10 protein-coding genes are annotated in these 19,806 nt (G+C 73.3%); 4 read left to right on the top strand and 6 right to left on the bottom strand.

The window, feature by feature from the left end:
• Positions 1–182 precede the first annotated feature (182 nt).
• Positions 183–605: an acyl-CoA thioesterase gene (locus ACFWPS_RS34450; protein ID WP_383712459.1), complete on the top strand. Its 423-nt coding sequence runs from the start codon at positions 183–185 to the stop codon at positions 603–605.
• Positions 606–663: 58 nt separating this feature from the next.
• Here the strand turns inward: ACFWPS_RS34450 and ACFWPS_RS34445 are convergent, their stop codons facing one another.
• On the bottom strand, positions 664–1,815 hold the full coding sequence (locus ACFWPS_RS34445) for a glutathione-independent formaldehyde dehydrogenase (protein ID WP_383712456.1): 1,152 nt from the start codon (positions 1,813–1,815) through the stop codon (positions 664–666).
• A gap of 302 nt (positions 1,816–2,117) precedes the next feature.
• On the opposite strand from ACFWPS_RS34445, the gene ACFWPS_RS34440 reads away from it, so the two are divergent.
• Both ACFWPS_RS34440 and ACFWPS_RS34435 read left to right on the top strand, forming a co-directional pair.
• Entirely contained in the window at positions 2,118–10,286 is an 8,169-nt protein-coding gene (locus ACFWPS_RS34440; RefSeq protein ID WP_383712454.1) for an SDR family NAD(P)-dependent oxidoreductase, read from the top strand.
• Positions 10,287–10,323: 37 nt separating this feature from the next.
• Positions 10,324–11,811 (top strand): tryptophan 7-halogenase, encoded by a 1,488-nt coding sequence (locus ACFWPS_RS34435; protein ID WP_383712452.1) that lies wholly within the window; start codon positions 10,324–10,326, stop codon positions 11,809–11,811.
• 50 nt (positions 11,812–11,861) lie between these two features.
• Here the strand turns inward: ACFWPS_RS34435 and ACFWPS_RS34430 are convergent, their stop codons facing one another.
• The 5 genes from ACFWPS_RS34430 to ACFWPS_RS34410 form a co-directional block, all read right to left on the bottom strand.
• Positions 11,862–13,106, bottom strand: a complete 1,245-nt coding sequence (locus ACFWPS_RS34430) for an alpha/beta hydrolase family protein (protein ID WP_383712449.1) — start codon at positions 13,104–13,106, stop codon at positions 11,862–11,864.
• A gap of 101 nt (positions 13,107–13,207) precedes the next feature.
• Positions 13,208–14,797 (bottom strand): glycoside hydrolase family 30 beta sandwich domain-containing protein, encoded by a 1,590-nt coding sequence (locus tag ACFWPS_RS34425; RefSeq protein WP_383712447.1) that lies wholly within the window; start codon positions 14,795–14,797, stop codon positions 13,208–13,210.
• 129 nt (positions 14,798–14,926) lie between these two features.
• Positions 14,927–15,697: a dienelactone hydrolase family protein gene (locus ACFWPS_RS34420; RefSeq protein ID WP_383712444.1), complete on the bottom strand. Its 771-nt coding sequence runs from the start codon at positions 15,695–15,697 to the stop codon at positions 14,927–14,929.
• Between the two features lie 219 nt (positions 15,698–15,916).
• Positions 15,917–17,293 carry a cytochrome P450 gene (locus tag ACFWPS_RS34415; RefSeq protein WP_383712441.1) on the bottom strand — a complete coding sequence of 459 codons (1,377 nt, stop codon included), beginning with the start codon at positions 17,291–17,293 and terminating at the stop codon, positions 15,917–15,919.
• A gap of 5 nt (positions 17,294–17,298) precedes the next feature.
• The gene (locus ACFWPS_RS34410) at positions 17,299–18,378 is read right to left on the bottom strand and encodes a hypothetical protein (RefSeq protein ID WP_383712438.1); all 1,080 of its coding nucleotides are present in this window, start codon (positions 18,376–18,378) and stop codon (positions 17,299–17,301) included.
• Between the two features lie 260 nt (positions 18,379–18,638).
• Here ACFWPS_RS34410 and ACFWPS_RS34405 point away from each other — a divergent pair, with 260 nt between their 5' ends.
• Positions 18,639–19,805, top strand: coding sequence for an MFS transporter (locus ACFWPS_RS34405; RefSeq protein ID WP_383712435.1), 1,167 nt, complete (start codon positions 18,639–18,641; stop codon positions 19,803–19,805).
• Position 19,806 lies beyond the last annotated feature (1 nt).

The raw sequence follows: 19,806 nt of genomic DNA, 5'->3' as shown, positions 1-19,806 counted from the left end.
TACCCCCGCGGGGGGGGGGGGGGGGGCGCCCCCGCCCCCCCCCACCCCTCGACGGCATTCACGGTATTGACTTCACATGACGATCGTGAAAAATACGAGATACCAGCTCCCGGAAGGAGACTTCTTTGGCTTCTCCGGCTCCTGAACCCGCTGCAGAGGTCCGAGCCGTCCACCGGTGCCGGGTGGAGTGGCCGGACACCGACGCCTCCGGGCACTACCACAACTCGGCGGTGGTGCGGTTCGTGGAGGCGGCCGAGGCGGCGCTGGTGCGTGAGCGGGGCGTCGCCGGTTATTTCGGTGCCGCGCCACGGGTGCGCTATGAGGTCGACTTCACGGCTCCCCTCTGGTTCCAGCAGGAGGTGACGACGGTCCTGGCCGTGGAACGCGTCGGCACCTCCTCGATGACGTTCCGGTTCGAGGTGTGGGGCGAGGAGATCGACGGCCGTCCCCGGCAGCTCGCCGCGTCCGGCCGCTATACGGTCGTGCACGTGCCGCAGCGGGCGGACCGGGCGAGTGCTCCCTGGCCCGCCGAGTGGATCACCGCCCTCACCCCTGCTCCGGCCCCGAGGGCCGGGACGGGCGGGGACGGCTCCCGGCAGCCGTAGCCGTGCGCGGCGGGCCGGTCACGGGAGGCGGCCCGCCGCGCGGCGGTCGCCGCCGGTGCTACGCCGCGAGGGCGTGCCCGGGATGCAGGACGACCTTGGTGTAGCCCTCGATCCGCTGGTCGAACTTCTCGTAGGCCCTCGGCGCCTCCTCCAGCGGCAGTTCGTGGGAGACCACGAAGCTGGGCTTGGCCCGCCCCGCGATGATCAGGTCACGCAACTGGCGGTTGTACTGCTTGACGTTGCACTGACCGGTGCCCATCCGCTGCCCCTTCTCGAACATCCTGCCGATGGACACCAGCAGCTGGCCGTGCCTGGCGTGCTCGTCGGGTCCGCCCGGGTCGGACGGGACGTACAGGCCCGGTACGCCGAGCATGCCGGTCGGCCGTACCGTCTCGACCAGGGTGTTCAGGACGACGGCGGGTTCCTCGTGGCTCGCGTCGTGCGCCTGGGCCTGGTAGCCGACAGCGTCGACGCCCTTGTCCGTTCCCTCACCCCGCGTCTGTTCCTTGATCTGGTCGGCCGGGTCGCCCTTGGTGAAGTCGATCGGTATCGCTCCGATCTGCTCGGCCTTGGCGAGCCGCTCGGGCACGCGGTCGACCGAGAACACCCTGGCCGCACCGCGCAGCAGCGCGGAGTACGCGGCCATCAGCCCGACCGGGCCGGCCCCGAAGACGGCGACGCTCTCGCCCGGAATCACCTGGGCGAGCTCACAGCCGTGGTAGCCGGTCGGGAAGATGTCCGCGAGCAGCACGAAGTCGGTCTCGAACTCGTTGCCCGGCGGCAGCTTCAGGCAGTTGAAGTCGGCGAACGGCACCCGCAGCAGCTCTGCCTGGCCGCCCTTGTAGGGGCCCATGGCCACATAGCCGTAGGCTCCGCCGGCGAAGCCCGGATTCACCGTGAGGCAGAAGCCGGTCCTGCCGGCCAGACAGTTCTTGCAGAAACCGCAGGCGACGTTGAAGGGCATGACCACCCGGTCGCCCTCGGACAGCGAGGTCACACCGGAGCCGATCTCCTCGACGATGCCGAGGTTCTCGTGTCCGAAGACGATGCCCGACTCGGCGGCCGTACGCCCCTCGTACATGTGCAGGTCGGATCCGCAGATGGCGCTCGACGTGACCCGTACCAGCACGTCGTTCGGGTGCTGGATCCGCGGATCGTCGACGTCCCTGACCGTGACGCTGAAGGGCTTCTCGTAGACGACGGCTTTCACCTGGCTCACCTCCGCGTCGAGCGCGGGGCGACGCGGACCGCGCGGACCGAGGCCTGGCCGTGGGAAACAGCCGGGACAGAGCCCCCGGTCCGTGCCGCAACCCTGGGCGCTCTTGTTTCACCATCGGATACTTCCAGAAAACGCCGATCGCACAGACGTTGCAACCCCGATCCCGACGGCGCCCTCCTACGGGGAAAGCGCCCGGCCCAGCGAGCCGAGGACGTCTGCGGTGCGGTCGGCCGTAGGCTCGCCAACGGGGACGGGCGGCAGGGGTGTTGGTACCAAGGGGGAACCTGGTGGGAATGACGGGGGCGTCGGATGTGCGGCCCGTTGCGGAGTTGCTCGTCGAGAACTCCGTGCGCTACGGCGGGAAAGTCGCCTTCGCCGATGACCGGCGGACGGTGACCTGGGCCGAGCTGGAGCACAGGACCGGCCGGTTGGCGGCCCGGCTGGGGGTAGGCCGCACGGCACGGGTGGCCTTCTGTCTGGGTGACGGCGTGGACCTGGTCGAGGGACTGCTCGCCACGGTGCGGGCCGGCGCGGTGGGGGTGCCGCTGAGCTCCCGCGCCACGGACGCCGAGCTCGCCGAGCTGCTGGCCGACTGCGATCCGGCCGTGCTGGTCACCGACCGGCACCACCTGCCGCGGATCACGCGGCTGACGGCCGGACGTCCCGTCCTGCTGCTGGTCACCGGTGCGGGACCGCTGCCCGACGGAGTCACCGCCTGGGAGGCGCCGGCCGCGGCATCGTCGTCCGCTCCCCCGGACGATCTCGGCCTGGACGAGCCCGCCTGGCTGCTCTACACCTCCGGGACCTCCGGCACCGCCAGGGCCGCGATCTCCAGCCAGCGGTCCGCGCTGTGGTCCTCGGCCGCCTGCTATCTGCCCCGGCTCGGGCTGTCGGCGGCGGACCGCGTCCTGTGGCCGCTGCCCCTCTCGCACACCTACGCCCACTCGCTCTGCGTCCTGGGCACCACCATGGCCGGGGCGAGCGCCCGGATCACCACGGCCCGGGAACCGGCCGCACTGGCCCGACTGGTCGGCGAGTACGCGCCGACCGTGCTGGCCGGGGTGCCTCTCACCTACCGGCAGTTGCTGGACGCCGGCCTGGGTGCCGTGCCCTCGCTGCGACTGTGCGTCACGGCCGGCGCGCCCAGCAACCCCCAGCTGCGGGAGGAGACCGAGGCGCGGTTCGGCGCCCCGCTGCTGGACGGCTACGGCAGTACCGAGACCTGCGGCAAGATCGCGGTCGAGTCGCCCACCGGACCGCGGGTGCGCGGCAGCAGCGGGATGCCGCTGCCCGGTATGGAGGTGGAGGTACGGGCCGTCGCGCCGGAGCGGGCCGGTGGGGCCGAGCGAGCCGGTCGGGCCGAGAGGGCCGGTGGGGCTGAGAGGGCCGGTGGGGCTGAGAGGGCCGGTGGGGCCGAGAGGGACCGCGGTGACGGTGGCGGCGGCGGTGACGGCGAGATCTGGGTCCGCGGCCCCGGCGTCATGCTCGGCTACCACAACCGGCCCGAGGAGACCGCCGCCGCCCTGCGCGACGGCTGGTATCGCACGGGTGACCTGGGCCGGCTCGACGAGCACGGTTTTCTGACCGTCACCGGCCGGGCGGGCGACCGTATCGTGCGCGGCGGCGAGAACGTCGACCCGGCCGAGGTGGAGCGGGTGCTGTGCGGCCTGCCCGGGGTGCGGGACGCCGCCGTGGTCGGGCGGGCCCATCCGCTGCTCGGCGAGGTTCCGGTGGCGTTCGTGGTGCCGGACCGCCCGGACCTCGATCCGGCGCCGCTGCTGCGCGCCTGCGCCGCGGTGCTCTCCGCGCACAAGGTGCCCGAGGAGGTGCTGCTGACCCCGGCGGTACCGCGCACCTCCGGCGGCAAACCGCGCCGGGCCCTGCTGCGCCGGGCGCTCACCGACCGCCCGGCCGATCCGGGGCTGGCCGAACTGGCCGGACGGACGCCCGGTGAGCGACGCACCGCGCTGACCGACCTGGTGTGCACGGAGACGGCTGCGATCCTGGGCACGGCCGCCGATCCGGGCACGGCGTTCGCCGATCTCGGTCTGACGTCGATGGACGCCATGACCCTGTGGCACCGCCTCGGCACCCGCACCGGGCTGCGGCTGCCGGCGACGCTGGTGTGGGACCACCCGACCCCGGCCGCGGTCGCGGCCCACCTGGACACCCTGCTGTACGGGGCGACCGGGCCGGTACCTGCCGGGACGGCCGGGACCGCCCCGGGCGGAACCGCGCCGGACGGAACCGCTCGGACCGGGCCGCGGCGTGGTCCGCAGGCCGAGCCGGTGGCGATCGTGGCGGTCGGCTGCCGCTTTCCGGGCGGCGTGAGCTCGCCCGAGGACCTCTGGCGCCTGGTGGCCGAAGGGCGCGACGCCACCGGAGAGTTCCCCACCGACCGGGGCTGGGACCTCGCGTCGCTGCACCATCGCGACCCCGACCGGCCCGGGACGACGTACACCCGCCGTGGCGGGTTCCTCGACGGGGTCGCTGACTTCGACCCTCTTTTCTTCGGCATGTCGCCCCGCGAGGCGCTGGCCACCGATCCCCAGCAGCGGCTGCTCCTGGAGGTCGCCTGGGAGACCTTCGAGCGGGCCGGTGTCCCGGCGCCGGAGCTGCGGGGCACCGACACCGGCGTGTTCGTCGGTCTGATGCATGCCGGCGGCTACGGCGGCGGACGGTCGGCGCACGAGCTGGAGGCCCAGCTCGGCGTCGGCTCGTCGCCGAGCGTGGCGTCCGGCCGGATCTCCTACGTCCTCGGGCTGCGCGGTCCGGCGCTGACCCTGGACACGGCGTGTTCGTCCTCCCTGGTGGCGCTGGACCTGGCGGCCCGGTCGCTGCGGTCCGGGGAGTGTTCGCTGGCGCTGGCGGGCGGGGTGACGGTGCTGTCGAACCCGCGGCCGTTCGTCGTGTTCAGCAGGCTGCGCGGGCTGTCGCCGGACGGGCGGTGCCGGTCGTTCGCCGCGGGTGCGGACGGCACCGCCTGGGCCGAGGGCGTCGGTCTGGTACTGCTGGAGCGGCTGTCGGACGCCCGCCGCAACGGCCATCCGGTGCTGGCGGTGCTGCGCGGTTCCGCGGTGAACTCGGACGGCGCGTCGAACGGCCTGACCGCCCCCAACGGCGAGGCGCAGCGCGACCTGATCCGGCTGGCGCTGGCCGACGCGGGGCTGGCGGGGTCCGACGTCGACGCGGTCGAGGGGCACGGCACGGGCACCGCGCTGGGCGATCCGATCGAGGCGGGCGCCCTGCTCGCGACCTACGGCCAGCGCCGTGACCCGGCCGACCCGGTGTGGCTGGGCTCGGTGAAGTCGAACCTGGGGCACACCCAGGCCGCGTCGGGGGTGGCGGGCCTGATCAAGATGATCGAGGCGATGCGCCACGACGAACTGCCCGCCTCGCTGTACGCGGAGCAGCCGTCGCCCCACGTCGACTGGTCCGGCGGTGCGGTACGGCTGCTCGACCGGGCCCGCCCGTGGCCGCGCCGCGACCGTCCGCGCCGGGCGGCGATCTCGTCGTTCGGCATCGGCGGCACCAACGCCCACGTGATCATCGAGGAGCCGACGGAGGTCGGTCCGGCGGCCGATCCCGCGGTCAGTCCGGCGGCCAGTCCGGCGGCCGATCCGGCAGTCGGCCTCGCGGCCGATCCGCCAGTCAGTTCGCCACTGAGTCCCGCGGCCGGTGCGACGGTCGATCCAGCGGTCGCTGGGGCGGTCAATCGGGTGGTCAATGGGGCGGTCAATGGGGCGGTCATCGGGGTAGTCGGCTCGGATTCGGCTGCGTCGGCACCCCGTCGGCTGCCGCTCCTCCCCTGGCTGGTGGGCGGGGGTGACGAGGCCGGGATGCGTGCCCATGCCGCGAGGCTGGCGGCGGAGCTGGCCGGCGTACGGGACGACGCGGACGCCCTGGACGTCGCGTTCTCGCTGGCCACGACGCGGGCCCCGCTGTCACACCGGGCGGCCGTGCTGGCCCCGGACGCCGAAGGCCTGCTCAGGGGGGTGCGCGAGCTGGCCGCCGGCGCCGACGGTCCGGAACTGCTGCGAGGCACCGCGCGCCCACGGCCGAAGGTGGCGCTTCTCTTCCCGGGCCAGGGGGCCCAGCGCCCCGGGATGGGCAGCGAGCTGCGGGCGGCCTTCCCCGCTTTCGACGCCGCGTTCTCGGATCTGTGCGAGGAGTTCACCCCCTGGCTCGACCGCCCCCTGCTGGAGGTGATCGACGAGCCGGGCCTGCTGGACCGCACCGACTACGCGCAACCCGCGCTCTTCGCCTACGCGGTGACCCTGCACGCCCTCCTCGCCGGATTCGGCGTACGGCCGGACCGTCTGGTCGGGCACTCGGTCGGCGAACTGGCCGCCGCCCATGTCGCCGGGGTGTTCTCCCGTGCCGACGCGGTACGGCTGGTCGCCGCCCGGGGCCGGCTGATGGCGGCCCTGCCCGCCGGCGGCGCGATGATCGCGGTCCGGGCGCCGCTGGCCGAGGTGACGACCCTGCTCGACCAGGTTCCCGGGCGGGCCGTCGCGGTCGCGGCGGTCAACGGACCGGAGTCGGTCGTGCTCTCCGGGCCCGAGGACGCGGTGACGGCGCTGGCCGCCGCCGTCGGACGGCCGCAGCGCCGGCTGCGGGTGAGCCATGCCTTCCACTCGCCGCTGCTGGACCCGGTGCTGGCCGAGTACCGCGCGGTCGCCGAGTCGGTGACCTACCGGCGGCCGACCGTGCCGGTCGTGTCCACGCTGACCGGGCGCGCGGAGACGGACGCGCTCGCCACCGCCGAGCACTGGGTGCGGCAGGCCCGTGAGACGGTCCGGTTCGCCGATGCCGTGGGCGTGCTCGCCGAGGAGGGCGTCACGGCCTTCGTCGAGGCCGGGCCGTCCCCCGCGCTCGGCGTGGCGGCCGAGGAGTGCGTGGGGCCGGACACGGGTGCGGTGTTCGTGTCGTGCGGCGACGCCCGGACGACGGTCGAGGCGCTGGCAGCACTGCATGTGCACGGGGTCGGGGTGGACTGGCGGTCGGTGTACGCGGACTCCGGTGCCCGACGGCGTCCGCTGCCGACCTACCCCTTCCGGCGGCAGCGCTACTGGCTGGACGCCGTCCGGCCGCAGAACGGGTCCGGCCACCCCCTGCTGGGCGAGCCGGTGCCGGATGCCGACGGCCCCGGGATCCGGCACACCGCCGTGCTGTCCCTCGACCGTCAGCCCTGGCTGGCCGACCACGTGATCGGCGGCCGGGTGGTGGTGCCCGCGACCGTCTTCGCCGAGCTGGCGGCCGGCGCGGACGGCTCCGCCGGGCCGGTCCGGCTGGCCGAACTCGCTCTGCACGCCCCGCTGGTCCTCGCCGCTGGGCAGGGGGTGCAGGTACAGGTGGTGGCCGGGTCGCCGGACGGGACGGGCGGGCGGCCGGTCACCGTCTGGGGCCGCCGGGCCGACACGCTCGAGCCGTGGACCCGGCACGCCACCGCGACGACCGCCCCGGCGGATGAACCGGCCGAGGCACCGACCGAGGCACCGACCGAGGCACCGACCGAAGAGACGCACGGCGAGACGCACGGCGTCTGGCCGCCGGCGGGCGCGGATCGGATCGCCGTCGACTACGAGCGCCTCGCCGACCACGGCCATCGCTACGGGCCCGCCTTCCGCGCGGTCACCGCGCTGTGGCGCCGGGACGGCGAGACCTTCGCCGAGCTGGCGCTGCCGCCCGGGGAAGCGGCGACCGCGCGGTCGTACACCCTCCACCCGGCCCTGTTCGACGCTGCCCTGCACGCCGCGCTGCTGGCCGAGGAACCGGGCGAGCCGAAAGCGCCGGTGACCTGTTCCGGGGTGACGGTGCACGCGACCGGCGTCGCCGCGGCGCGAGCGGTCGTACGACGGCTCGGTCCGGACGAGTTCCGCGTCACCCTCACCGACGGCGCGGGGCTGCCGGTGGCGGCCGTGGAGTCCGTGGTCACCCGGACGATCCCGGCGACCCACCCGCCGGCCGAGACGTACCGGCTCACCTGGCGGCCCGTGACCGCGGCCGACACCGCGAACCCGGACGCCACCACGAATCCGCACGACACCGCGAGCCGGGCCGACGCCGCGACTCCGCCCGGCATCGCGAGCGCGGAGCACGAGTTGCTCGATGTGGCCGGGCTGGCCGCCGCCCTGCCCCCGGACACGCCCGTGCCCGACCGGGTGCGGGCGCTGCTCGGCGCCGTGCTGGAGCGGGTGCGGGACTGGACCGCCGACGCACGGCCGGGCCGACTGCTGGTCCTCACCGGGAACGCCACCGGAGACACCCCCGACCTGGCCGAGGCCGCCGTCGCCGGGCTCGTCCGCAGCGCCGGGTCCGAACATCCGGGCCGGATCGTGCTGGTCGACCGGCGGGGCGCGGCAGCCACGACGGCGGCCGTGGCGGCGGCGCTGCGCTCCGGCGAGCCGGAACTCGCCCTGCGCGCCGGTGTCGCCCTGGCGCCCCGGCTGGCCCCCGCCGATCCGCCGACCGCAGAGCCCCCCGAACTGGATCCCGAGGGGACCGTCCTCGTCACCGGAGGCACCGGCGCACTCGGGGCGAGCCTGGCCCGGTACCTGGTCGCCGAACACGGGGTCCGGCACCTGCTGCTGGCCGGCCGCGGCGGAAAGGTCCCGGACTGGGCGGACGAACTGGCCGCCGACGTACGCGCGGTGGCGTGCGATGTGAGCGACCGGGCGGCCGTGGACGCGCTGGTCGCGTCCTGCCGACCGCCGCTCACGGCGGTCTTCCACCTGGCCGGGGTGGTGGACGACGGCGTGACGGATGCCATGACGCCCGAGCGGATCGCGGCCGTGCTCGCGCCGAAGGCGGACGGCGCCTGGCATCTGCACGAGGCGACGCAGGACCTCGGTCTGGCCGCCTTCGTGCTCTACTCCTCGGCCGCGGGTGTACTCGGCAGGCCGGGGCAGTCCAACTACGCCGCCGCGAACGGGTTCCTCGACGCACTCGCCCGGTATCGGGTGGCCCGCGGCCTGCCCGCGCAGTCGCTGGCGTGGGGGCCGTGGACCACGGCGGGCGCGGCGGGCATGGCGGGCCGGGTCGCGCCGGACCGGCTGCGCGAGGGCGGGGTGCTGCCCGTCGACGAGCGGGAGGGCATCGCCCTCCTCGATGCCGCGCTGCGCCGTGCGGAACCGGTCCTGGTGCCGGTACCGCTGGACCTGCGGGCCGCGGCGGGACCGGGCGCGCCGCCCGTCCTCGCCGACCTGGTGCCGCGCAGCCCGGCCGCGGCCGACGCACCGCCCTCGGCCGACGTCGCACGAGCACCCGGCTCCTGGCGCGAGCGGCTCGCCGCCGTCGCGCCGCCCGAACGCCCGGCGCTGCTCGCCGGGTTGATCCGCGCCGAGATCGCGGCGGTGCTGGGCTTCCCGGACCCGTCCGCCCTGCCCGCCGAACGCTCCTTCCCCGAGATCGGCTTCGACTCCCTCTCCGCGGTCCAGGTCCGCAACCGCCTCAGTGCGTTCACCCGGGTCCGCCTGTCACCGACCGTAGTACTCGAGTACCCGACGCTGCCCGAGCTGACGGCACACGTCCACGGGGTGCTGCTCGACGAGGACGCGGCACCGGGACCGGAAACGGCGCCTGCCGACGGCCTTCGACAGCCCCCGCCCGAGCCCACCCCCACCCCCGCACAATTGCCCTCCTCCCCCTACCGGTTCAGCCCCCTCTACCATCGCGTCCTGCGCGAGGAAGGGCCGAAGGAGGCGATGACGCTGCGCTTCCTCGCGTCGTACGCCCTGCCGGTCTTCTCCGACGAGGGACGGGCCCGGCACACCGTGCCGCCGCTCCAGCTCGCCCACGGCGACGGCACCCCGCTGGTCTACCTCCCCGACTACCTGGCACCGCAGCTGCGCCTGCCCACCGGCCTGGCCCGGCAGTTCGACGGCGAGCGGGATCTGCAGGTGCTGGAGCATCCCGGTTTCGGCACCCGGCGGGCCGTGCCGGACAGCGTGGCCACGCTGGTGCGGGCGCACGCCGACACCGTGCGCTCGCTGCCGGTCGAGAGGCCGCCCGTCCTGGTCGGCTACTGCGCGGGCGGTGCGATCGCCCATGCCGTGGCGCGGCAGCTGGCGGCGGAGGGAGAGCCGCCGGCCGGGGTGGTCCTGCTCGACTCCCATGCCGGGGTGCTGCGCCGTGGGGACGTCCGCGGGCAGGCGCTGATGTCCGCGGGTGCCGCGCTCGACGCCGAGGTGGTCGACCGGCTGGACGACTCCCTGCTGATCGTCGGAGGCGGGTACGTCCGTGTGATGGAGAGCTGGCGGCCCGAACCGTCCCCGGTCCGGGCACTGTTGCTGCGCGGCCGGCCCACCGCGGAGATGCTGCGCAGCGCACCCGGCGAGGACTGGCGACCGCACTGGCCGCTGCCGCACGACGGCGTGGACGTGCCCGGCGACCACTACTCCATGCTCCACCAGGACGCCGACAGCACGGCCGCGGCGATCCGCGCCTGGCTGCCCGAGTGACCACCGCCCCCGCCCCGTTCAGAAGTGGAGCTACCGCATGACATCGCGGCACGAGGAGTACGACCTGATCGTCGTCGGCGGTGGGCCGGCCGGCTCGACCGCCGCGACGGCCGTGGCCCGGCGCGGGCACCGCGTGCTTCTGCTGGAGCGGGAGACCTTCCCCCGGTACCAGATCGGCGAGTCGCTGCTGCCCGCCACGGTCCACGGCCTGTGCCGCCTGCTCGGTGTCGCCGACGAGGTCGCGGCGGCCGGTTTCACCCTCAAGCGCGGCGGGACCCTGCGCTGGGGCCGGGACCCGGAGCCCTGGCAGTTCTCCTTCGCGACGACGCCCCGGCTGCCGGATCCCACCGCGACCGCCTTCCAGGTGGAGCGCTCCCGGTTCGACGAGATCCTGCTGCGCAACGCGGCAAGGACGGGCGTCGACGTCCGCGAGGGCTGCCCGGTGCGCCGGGTGCTGAGCGAGGGCGGGCGGGTGCGCGGTGTCGAGTACACCGGCCGGGACGGCACCCCGCGCAGCGCGCACGCCCGGTTCGTCGTCGACGCGTCCGGCAACACCAGCCGGATCCACGGCCGGGTGGGCGGGGCACGGGTGTACTCGGACTTCTTCCGCAACCTCGCCGTGTTCGGCTACTACGCGGGCGGCCGCCGGCTGCCCGCGCCGAACGACGGCAACATCTTCTGCGCCGCGTTCGACGCCGGCTGGCTCTGGTACATCCCGCTGCGCTCCGACCTGACCAGCGTCGGTGCGGTGATCGCGCCGGAGCACTACGCGGCCGTCCAGGGCGACCCGCGGGCCGCGTGGCAGGACATGATCAAGGCCTGCCCCGAGGTCGACCGGCTGCTGACGGACGTACCGGTCGCGACCGAGCCGCCGTACGACCGGGTCCGGGTGCGCAAGGACTACTCCTACTGGAAGACGTCCCTGTGGATCCCGGGCATGGCGCTGGTGGGCGACGCCGCCTGCTTCGTGGACCCGGTGCTCTCCTCGGGCGTCCATCTGGCCACCTACGGCGCCCTGTTGGCGGCCCGTGCGGTGAACGCGGCCCTGGAGGGCAGGGTGCCGGAGGAGCGCGGCTTCGCCGAGTTCGAGGCGCGCTACCGCCGGGAGTACGGGGTGTTCTACGAGTTCCTCGTCGCGTTCTACGACATGGAGCGGGACGAGGACTCGTACTTCTGGTCGGCGAAGAAGATCACCCGGGTGGACGTCGACGAGGCCGCCGCCTTCGCCGAGCTGGCCGGGGGTGTGGCGTCGGGGGACACCGGAATACCGGGCGCCGGCGGGCTCGGCGCCCGGTGGAGCATCGCGGTGACCGAACTGGAGGGCGCGGTGGGCCGGTTGGCCGCCTCCGGCGACCGCACGAACCCGCTCCTGACCACCCGGGTCGTCACCGAGACCTTCCGCACCGGCAAGGACCTCCAGGAGCAGGCTCTGTACGGCGCCCCGCTGGACGACCCGGCTCTGCCGCCGTCCGCCTCCGGCCGGCTCGGGGTCACCGAGGACGGTCTGTCCTGGCTCCCGGCGTGACGCCGACGGACTCCCCCGGCGGCGAGGGCCGTTGGTGAGCAGGCGGCCGCTCACCGGGCGAAGGGCCGCACCTCCGGTACCCGGCCCGGCAGTCCGGTGTCGTGCCGGCCGCGCAGCCGGCGGTCGAAGAAGGATGCGAGGCAGGCCCGTTCGGCGGGGATCGCGCGGGCCGGGGCGATGGTTCCGATGTTCTTCACGACCGTCTCGCGGGGCAGGCCGAGCCGGCGGGCGAGCTGCGGGATCATCGCCTCCTCGTCGGTGAACGTGGCATGTTCGGCGCCGCGCAGGGTCAGGCCCTCGCGCGGGCCGTGGCTGTGCCGCCACAGGGCGTTCCAGGACGGGACCGTGCTCAGGTCGTTGCCGTCCTTGCCGATCAGCAGGAAGGGGCGGTCCAGGCCGTCGACGGCGACGGTCGAGAGGTGGCCGGGGTCGCCGTCGTCCTGGACGTAGGCGACCACGCCGTCCAGGTTGGCTCCCGCCGCGATCCGCCGGTCGTCGTGCATCGCCTGGAGGGCGGTGAAGCCGCCGGCCGACTGACCGAACATGCCGATGCGGTCCCGGTCGAGCGTGCCGTGCAGTTCCCGGGGCAGCGCACGCGGCAGTTCGTCGAGCAGGAAGCGGGTGTCGGCCACCCGTACGTCCATCGTCTTCTTCAGGAGGGCCCTGATGCGCTTCTTGTCCGGGTAGGCCTTGTCGTACTCCGCGGGCAGCACGGTGCGTTCGACGCGGCCGCCGGGGAACTGGACGGCCGTGGCGTCGTAGGTGTGGTCGAGCATCACCACGACGTAGCCGCGGGAGGCGAGGTCGTCGCAGAGGGTGGTGCCGAGGGAACGCGGGTCACCGGCACCGGGTGAGTAGCAGACGACCGGGTACGGGCCCCGGTCCCGGTCGACCGGGGCGCCTTCATGCGCGTGGGTGCGGGTGGCCGCCCAGTCGACCTTGTCGGCGGGCACGTCGGCGAGGTTGTTGACGGCGGCGAAGCCGGCGGCCTCCCCGGGCAGCATCTGCGGTGCCCTGGGGTGGCCGCCGACGGCCCGCGCCGGGTAGCGGACGCTGATCATCAGCTCGCGGTACGGCTGTGCGCTGATCCAGGGATCGGCGCGTGCGGTGTCGACGAGGCGCAGAGAGACCGTGCCCACCGGACACGGCCCGCTGGGCGCGGGCAGGGTCAGCCGCACCTGCCCTGCCGTGCGCGGCGCGGCCGACGCGGTGCGCGCGGAGACGGCGGACAGGGTGGCGGCGGCGACGGCCGACAGCAGGGCGGTACGGCGGGTGAGCAAGGCAGGGGCCTCCATGACTGCGCGTGTTCAGCGGCTCCTCTCAGCTTTGTGGAAGGGCCCCGGCCGTCACCATCCGGCATGCCGGTTGTCACACCCGGGGGTTAGCCCCAGGAGCGTCAGCTCGTCTTGTCGTGGGCGGCGGTGGCGGCGCGGCCCTGCCAGCGGTAGGTGGCGAAGGAGCCGGCCGGTACGGTCGTCACGAAGCTCTGGCCGCCGACGGTGACCCGGACCTTGCTGTCGGTGGCGTTGCCGTTGCCGAGGACGGTGACGTAGCCGCCGTCGCGGGTGCGGTAGACCACGTTGCTGACGCCGTGTTCCGTGGCGCTGGACTCCAGGCGGACGTCGCCGTGCGAGAGGTACTTCGCGAACTGCCCGAGCCCGTACAGCTCGTCGCGGACCGTGAAGTCCTTCGTCCCGGTGTCGACGGTCACCAGCCGGTTGGTCCACTTGGTGGTGGCCGCGACCTGGTCCCAGTCGATGTTGTTGTCCCGGGCCGGCGTCCAGTGCAGGGTGCCGCCGTCCTGGTCGGTGGTCTGGGCCCACAGGATGTAGGAACCGGCGTCCAGGCGGAAGTCGTTCAGCACGGTCGAGGGCGACAGGTCGCTGGTCTCCGTGAGCTGGACGGGCTTTCCGAACTCCTCGAACGCGTCGCGCATGACGGTCGGGTCGCCCCAGTAGGGGTGGAAGGCGATGGCGTCGGCCGCCTTGCGGACCTGGGCGCCGGTCACGGAGCCGTCCGGGGCGTCCTGGAAGATGCGGTGGTAGTTCTTGGTCGCCGTGCTGTTGGGGTCGTGCCAGTCCCAGAAGTTGAAGTCGTGCACGTAGAGCTGGGTGTCCAGATGGGCGGCGTGCATTTCGCGCTTGATGGCAAGGGCCAGTTTCTGCTGCTGCGCGATGCTGATGTCCATGGCCGGGTAGACGACGTCCATGCCGGGCTCGTTCAGCAGGGTGAGCGCGTCGACGGGGATGCCGTGCCTGGCGTACGCCTGGACGAACTTGACGTAGTACCGGGCGAACACCTCGATGCAGTCGTCCCGCAACTTGCCGACCTGGTAGTAGTCCGTGCTGCTTCCGGGCTTGAGGGCGACCTCGCCGAGGAAGCGGTTGTTCGTCTTCATCCAGGCCGGGGCGCTCCATGCCGACGCGAAGAAGGTGGCGTGCGGGTTGTAGTGCTGGATGAGCTTGATGGTGTCGATGATGTGCAGGTCGAGGTCCCGCTGCACGGAGAAGTGCTTGAGGCCGAAGTCGTCGGTGACACCGGCGGGCAGGTCGTCCTCCGACCAGAACGGCAGGTGCTCGATGAGGTCGGGGCTGCCGATCGTCAGCCGGAACCGGTCGAGTCCCGCGCCGTGCTTGGGGTCGACGAGCAGCCGGATGGCCGCCGCACGCTCGGCGGGGGTGAGCTTCCACAGGTTGGAGACGCTGGTCTCGTCCAGGGAGAAGCCGATGCCCGTGTACTTCTGCCGGAGGGCGGTCGGGTCGGCGACCACGGTGGCGTCGACGGAACCGCCCGGGTCCGCGCCCGTCCTGACGATCGGCAGGGACTGCCACGCCTGCGTACCGCCGGTGGAGTAGGTGCCGGTCACGACCTGGCCGTGCCCGGCGCTGCCGCTCCCGGCCCTGCCGGTCTGCGCGGACGGACTCGCGCCGACGAGTGGCAGGGTCATGACAGTCACAGCCGCGATCGCGGTGATCGTACGTCTCACAGCAAACTCCTCAAGTGGACGACGACTAGCGATCCAAGCAATATCCGTGATGTTAAGTCAAGGTGTGAAGAAAGGGTTTCGCGAGGAGCGGTGCCGGCGCCCGGCAGGCTGCCGGGCGCCGACGGGCCGTCAGCTCAGGGCCGCTGCCGGTACGGACCGGGTGAGGTGCCGGGCGAAGAAGCGGACCGCACTGTCGGCCTCGAACCTGGGGTGTTCCTTGTGCCTGCCCGTGTTGGCGTGCAGGGTCTTCTCCTCGGAGGCGAAGGCGTCGAACAGCGCCAGACCGGCCTCGCGCGGGATGTGTTCGTCGTCCCACTGGAGATGGAACTGGACCGGGACGGTGATCCGCCCTGCCGTCGCGGCCAGGGCGTCGGGCCAGTGCAGGCCGAAGACCGCGGCGGTGATCCGGGGATCGGCCGCCGCCAGCGGCACCCCGATCGCGGTGCCCATGTTGAGTCCGTAGTAGCCCACCGGCCCTTCGGCGCCGATCTCCGGAAGGGCCTGGAGGGCGTCCAGGGTAGCCTGCCACTCGGGCACGGCGCGCTCGGCGAGGTGGGCGTTGTAGCGGACGACGATCGGGCCTTCCGGCTCGCCCGCCTCCCGCGCCCGGTAGAGCGCGGCGATCTCCTGCTCGTCGTATGCCGTGCGCGGCCGGTCGCCATGGCCGGGCGAGTCGATGCAGGCGACGTGGAACCCGCCGACGTCGACCAGTCGGTGCGCGCGGCCCGGCATCGCCGGCCACTTCTTGTGGGTGCCGCCGCCGTGGCCCATCAGGACCAGGGGGGCGCGCTCGGGGCCGGACGCGGGCGACCAGAGCACACCGGGGATCCCGTCCACGGTGAAGTCGCGTTCGACGACGCCGTTCGAGGTCGTCTGGGCGGTGAACTGCATGGAATGCATAGGTTGTTGCCTTTCGGGATGGCCTTGTGGTTCAGGCGCTCCCGGCGACACCTACGTCAATCGCCCGACCGTGACGGAGAGAGGGAGCACCCACTCGAATACAGCGTTCATAGGTCGTCTCACCTCCTCGCGGATCAGCACGGCCCCACGGACGTTACGCATCGAACGCCCGCCCGTCCACCGGGTTTTCCCGCCGCCCGCATCCGGTTCCCGAAGTGGTTACGGCCGTCTGGTCACGCGCATCGGGAGTCGGGCGGGGCTGAGCGTGGCGCGCCGTGGTGCCGGCTCGACCGGGCCCCGGAACTCCGGGGTCAGGGTCCAGCGGGCCGCGATCGTGGCCAGCGCCAGGGTCGCCTCGGTCATCCCGAAGGTGTCGCCGATGCACTTGTGGACACCGCCGCCGAACGGCACGAACGCGTCCTTCGACACGGCGGCGGCCCGCTCCGGCAGCCACCGGTCCGGGTCGAAGGTGTCGGGGTGGGCGAACACCTCGGGGTCGTGGTGCAGCAGGTAGGGGCTGTACGCGAGGCCGGTGCCCGCGGGCAGCAGGTGCGGGCCCAGCTCCACCTCCGCCGTGGTGACCCGGGTGAAGATCCAGCCCGGCGGGTACATCCGCAGCGCCTCGGTGATCACCCGTCGGGTCTCCGGGAGCGAGCCGATGTCCTCCCAGTCGGCGGAGCGGCCGCCGAGCACCGAGTCCACCTCGGTCCGCAGCCGTTCGGCGGCTTCGGGATGGGCGCCGAGCAGGTACAGCGACCAGGAGAGGGCGGCGGCCGTGGTCTCGATCCCGGCCAGGAACAGGGTGATCACCTGGTCATGGATCTCCTGCGGGCCCAGGCGTTCGCCGTCGTCGTCGGCGCCGGCGGCCAGCAGCATGGACAGCAGGTCCCCGTGGTCCTCGCCGGACGCCCGGTACGCCTCGATGATCTCGTCGACGGAGGAGTGCAGCAGCCGCACGGCCCGGTCGTATCGGAGGTTGCCGGGGGTGGGTATCCGGCCGAGCACTCCGGTGGGCTCCATCATGCGGAGGAACAGCCCGTGCAGGTAGACGGAGAGGGCGTCCACGACCCGCGCGGCCGCCGGTCCGGCGACATCGGCGGCGAACATGGTGCGGGCCGCCGTACGCGAGGTGATGTCGTAGGCCGCGGCCGCGACGTCGATCACCTCACCCTGCTCCCACTCCCCCAGTACCGCGTCGATCATGGAGTTCATGACCTTGGCGTAGCTCTGGACCCGCGCCCGGCCGAACGCGGGCTGCATCAGCCTGCGTTGCCGCCGGTGCGTCTCGAACCGGCTGGTGAGGAGAGAGTCCCCGGTGAGTTCCCGCACCTTGTCGAACAGGGCGCCGCCCTTGTCGAAGGTGCGGCTGTCGGTGAGCACCTGCCGGGTCAGCCCGGCGTCGGTGATCACCACCATCGGCAGCGCGCCGATGTCCACCCGGACCAGTTCGCCGACCTGTTCCAGCGAGCGCAGGAAGTGCAGCGGGCGGCGGAACAGTGCGACGGCGTGCCCCAGCAGCGGCAGCCGGCCGGGCGCCACCGGCACCGGACGGAACGCGGCAGACGTCTGCTCGCGCGTGTTCAGTGACTGCGTCATGTCGATCACGCCCACCAGGAGTCGATGCAGGCCAGGGCCGGCAGGTCGGTACGGACGGCGCCGGGTCCGGGGGTGTCGGCCACCGTCCAGCCGGGACGGGCCGGATCGGCCACGGCCGCGTCGTCGGGGTTGGTGGGGTCGGTGTAGCGCGGGGAGCGGCCGCTGTAGTCGAGGTAGCCGCGGATCCACTGGCCCAGCCCCTGGGCGTACCGGGCGAGTTCGGGACCGCCGGTGGCCACCGTCTCGTCCCGCAGCGCCAGGAACTTCGCCATCGCACGGTCCCGCATCGCCCCGGCGAGTGTGACGGCCTCCGCCTCCGGCAGGGCGAACTGCGCCGCCAGCACCGACACCAGGTTCTGCACCACCGGGAAGTTCCGTTCGGCGGCGCGGGCGACCTCCTTGTCGTACGAGGTCAGGTCGTTGTCCCAGCCGATGAGGACCGAGGTCATCTCGCGCAGGGTGCGGGCCCGGGGGCCGGCCCAGTCGGCCGCGGGCACCTCGTAGCCGCAGGCGATGTCCGTGAAGACGATGCAGGGGTAGACCCCGGACTGCTTCAGCCACATGCCCACGTAGTCTTCGAGGGACGGGATCCGCCCCTCGGCACGGTTGACGGCCTCCCAGAGCAGCCCGTCGAAGTACTCGGCGTTGGCCTGCACCCAGCGTTCGGTCTGGACGTCCGTGGCCCGCTCACCGACGTCGAGCCGCAGGTCGCGCAGGGCCTGCGCCCACGGGTTGTCCGGCAGCAGCGGGGCCTGCGGGTCCTCCATGATCCTGGTCAGTCTGGCCAGCAGCGGAATGTACTCCTCGGGCGGGGTGGCGCCCGGCTTCTCGTCGCTGTGCACGTCGTCGAACGACTGGAGCCACATCACCTCCTTGCCGGGGAGCACCAGCAGTTCCGGGTCGGCGTCCGGCAGGGACCGTCCGGGGAAGGCCGGGAAGTGCGAGCGGGCGAAGTAGTCGCGCTGGGTGGGGCTTTCGAACAGCTCGAACTTGTCGAGCCATTCCACGACCGTGCGTTCGGCGGCCGCGGTGTGCGGGGACTTCGCGGAAGGTATCGGACAGTAGAACGGCGGCACGGCAATCATGGGAATTCCACTCTCTTTCCGAGGTGGCGCACCTGCGATCGGCTGTGATCGACAAACCTCGCCAGGCTACGACGGCGTCGCCGCGGCAGCAGTGCCGGTCAGCGTCAATTGCCTTGCCTGCAGGCTGAGTTGGCACAAAAGGGCAACCGGGACGCAATCGCACCCGCGTCGATTCGTCCAAGTCCCGTCGATCTTTGTCCATGGACGGGGCCGCCGTCAGCGGCGAGGGTCGGTTCATGGGTGGATTCGGAGCGCGACGGATGCCGAGTGGCCTGATCGCGCTGGCCCTCGGCGGTTTCGGCATCGGGCTCACCGAGTTCCTGATCGCCGGGCTGCTGCCACAGGTCGCGTCGGGTTTCGCGGTGTCCGAGGCGACCGCGGGCCGGCTGGTCTCCGGGTACGCGCTGAGTGTCGCCGTCGGCGCGATCGCTCTCACCGCGGCCACGGCGCGGCTGCCCCGCAAGCAGGTCCTGGTCGGTCTGGTGGCACTGTTCGTCGTCGGCAACCTGCTGTGCGCGGTCGCGCCCACCTACTCCGTGATGCTGCTCGGGCGGATCGTCGCCGCCCTGTGCCACGGCTCGTTCTTCGGCATCGGCTCGCTCGTCGCCCGCGCTCTGGTCGCGCCGGAGCGGAAGTCCCGCGCGGTTGCGGTGATGTTCGCCGGGCTGACGCTGGCGAACGTGCTGGGTGTGCCGTTCGGTGCGCTGGTCGGCGAGCGCTGGGGCTGGCGGGCGGCGTTCTGGGCCGTCACCGCGATCGGCGTGCTGGCGCTGGCCGGCATCGTCGCCCTCGTCCCCGGCCGGGCGGGCACGGTATCGGAGGGCGGGTCACGCGGTGGCCCGCGGGACCGGTTCCAGGCGTTCCGGTCCTCGCAGGTGTGGCTCACGCTGGCCGCCACCGCGCTCGGCTACGGCGGGATGTTCGGGGCGTTCAGCTACATCGCGTACACCTTCACCGAGGTCAGCGGGTTCTCCTCGGGGGATGTCGCCTGGTTGCTGATGGTGTACGGCGTCGGTCTGGTCGTGGGGAACCTGGTCGGGGGCCGGGCGGCGGACCGGGACCGGGACCGCGCCCTGCTCTTCGCGCTCCTCGGACTGACCGTCACCCTGACCCTGTTCGGCCTGCTGGCCGGCAGTGCCGTGGCGTCGGTGGTGCTGGTGTTCCTGATGGGGGTGACCGGGTTCGCAGCCGTCCCCGGCATGATCACCCGGGTGACCGACGCCGCCCACGGGGCGGCCCTGGCCGCGAGCGCCAACGTGTCCGCGTCCAACGTCGGCAACGCCCTCGGCGCCTGGCTCGGCGGCCTGGCCATCACCGCGGGCCTCGGCTACGCGGCGCCGCTCTGCACCGGCGCCGCGCTCGCCCTGGCGGCCCTGCTCGTCATGCTCGTGGCCGCGCGCCGGGCCACGTCCTCGGTACGACAGTGAA

The organism is Streptomyces sp. NPDC058457 (assembly GCF_042720695.1).
In the GTDB taxonomy this organism is placed as follows: domain Bacteria; phylum Actinomycetota; class Actinomycetes; order Streptomycetales; family Streptomycetaceae; genus Streptomyces.
The sequence above is the reverse complement of the archived record's forward strand: the minus strand, read 5'-3'. Positions and strand labels throughout refer to the sequence as shown.

Coding starts and splice junctions, on each gene's coding strand:
- ACFWPS_RS34435 (WP_383712452.1), top strand. CDS start 10,324: ATGACATCGCGGCACGAGGAGTACGACCTGATCGTCGTCGGCGGTGGG.
- ACFWPS_RS34440 (WP_383712454.1), top strand. CDS start 2,118: ATGACGGGGGCGTCGGATGTGCGGCCCGTTGCGGAGTTGCTCGTCGAG.
- ACFWPS_RS34420 (WP_383712444.1), bottom strand. CDS start 15,697: ATGCATTCCATGCAGTTCACCGCCCAGACGACCTCGAACGGCGTCGTC.
- ACFWPS_RS34405 (WP_383712435.1), top strand. CDS start 18,639: ATGCCGAGTGGCCTGATCGCGCTGGCCCTCGGCGGTTTCGGCATCGGG.
- ACFWPS_RS34410 (WP_383712438.1), bottom strand. CDS start 18,378: ATGATTGCCGTGCCGCCGTTCTACTGTCCGATACCTTCCGCGAAGTCC.
- ACFWPS_RS34430 (WP_383712449.1), bottom strand. CDS start 13,106: ATGGAGGCCCCTGCCTTGCTCACCCGCCGTACCGCCCTGCTGTCGGCC.
- ACFWPS_RS34415 (WP_383712441.1), bottom strand. CDS start 17,293: ATGACGCAGTCACTGAACACGCGCGAGCAGACGTCTGCCGCGTTCCGT.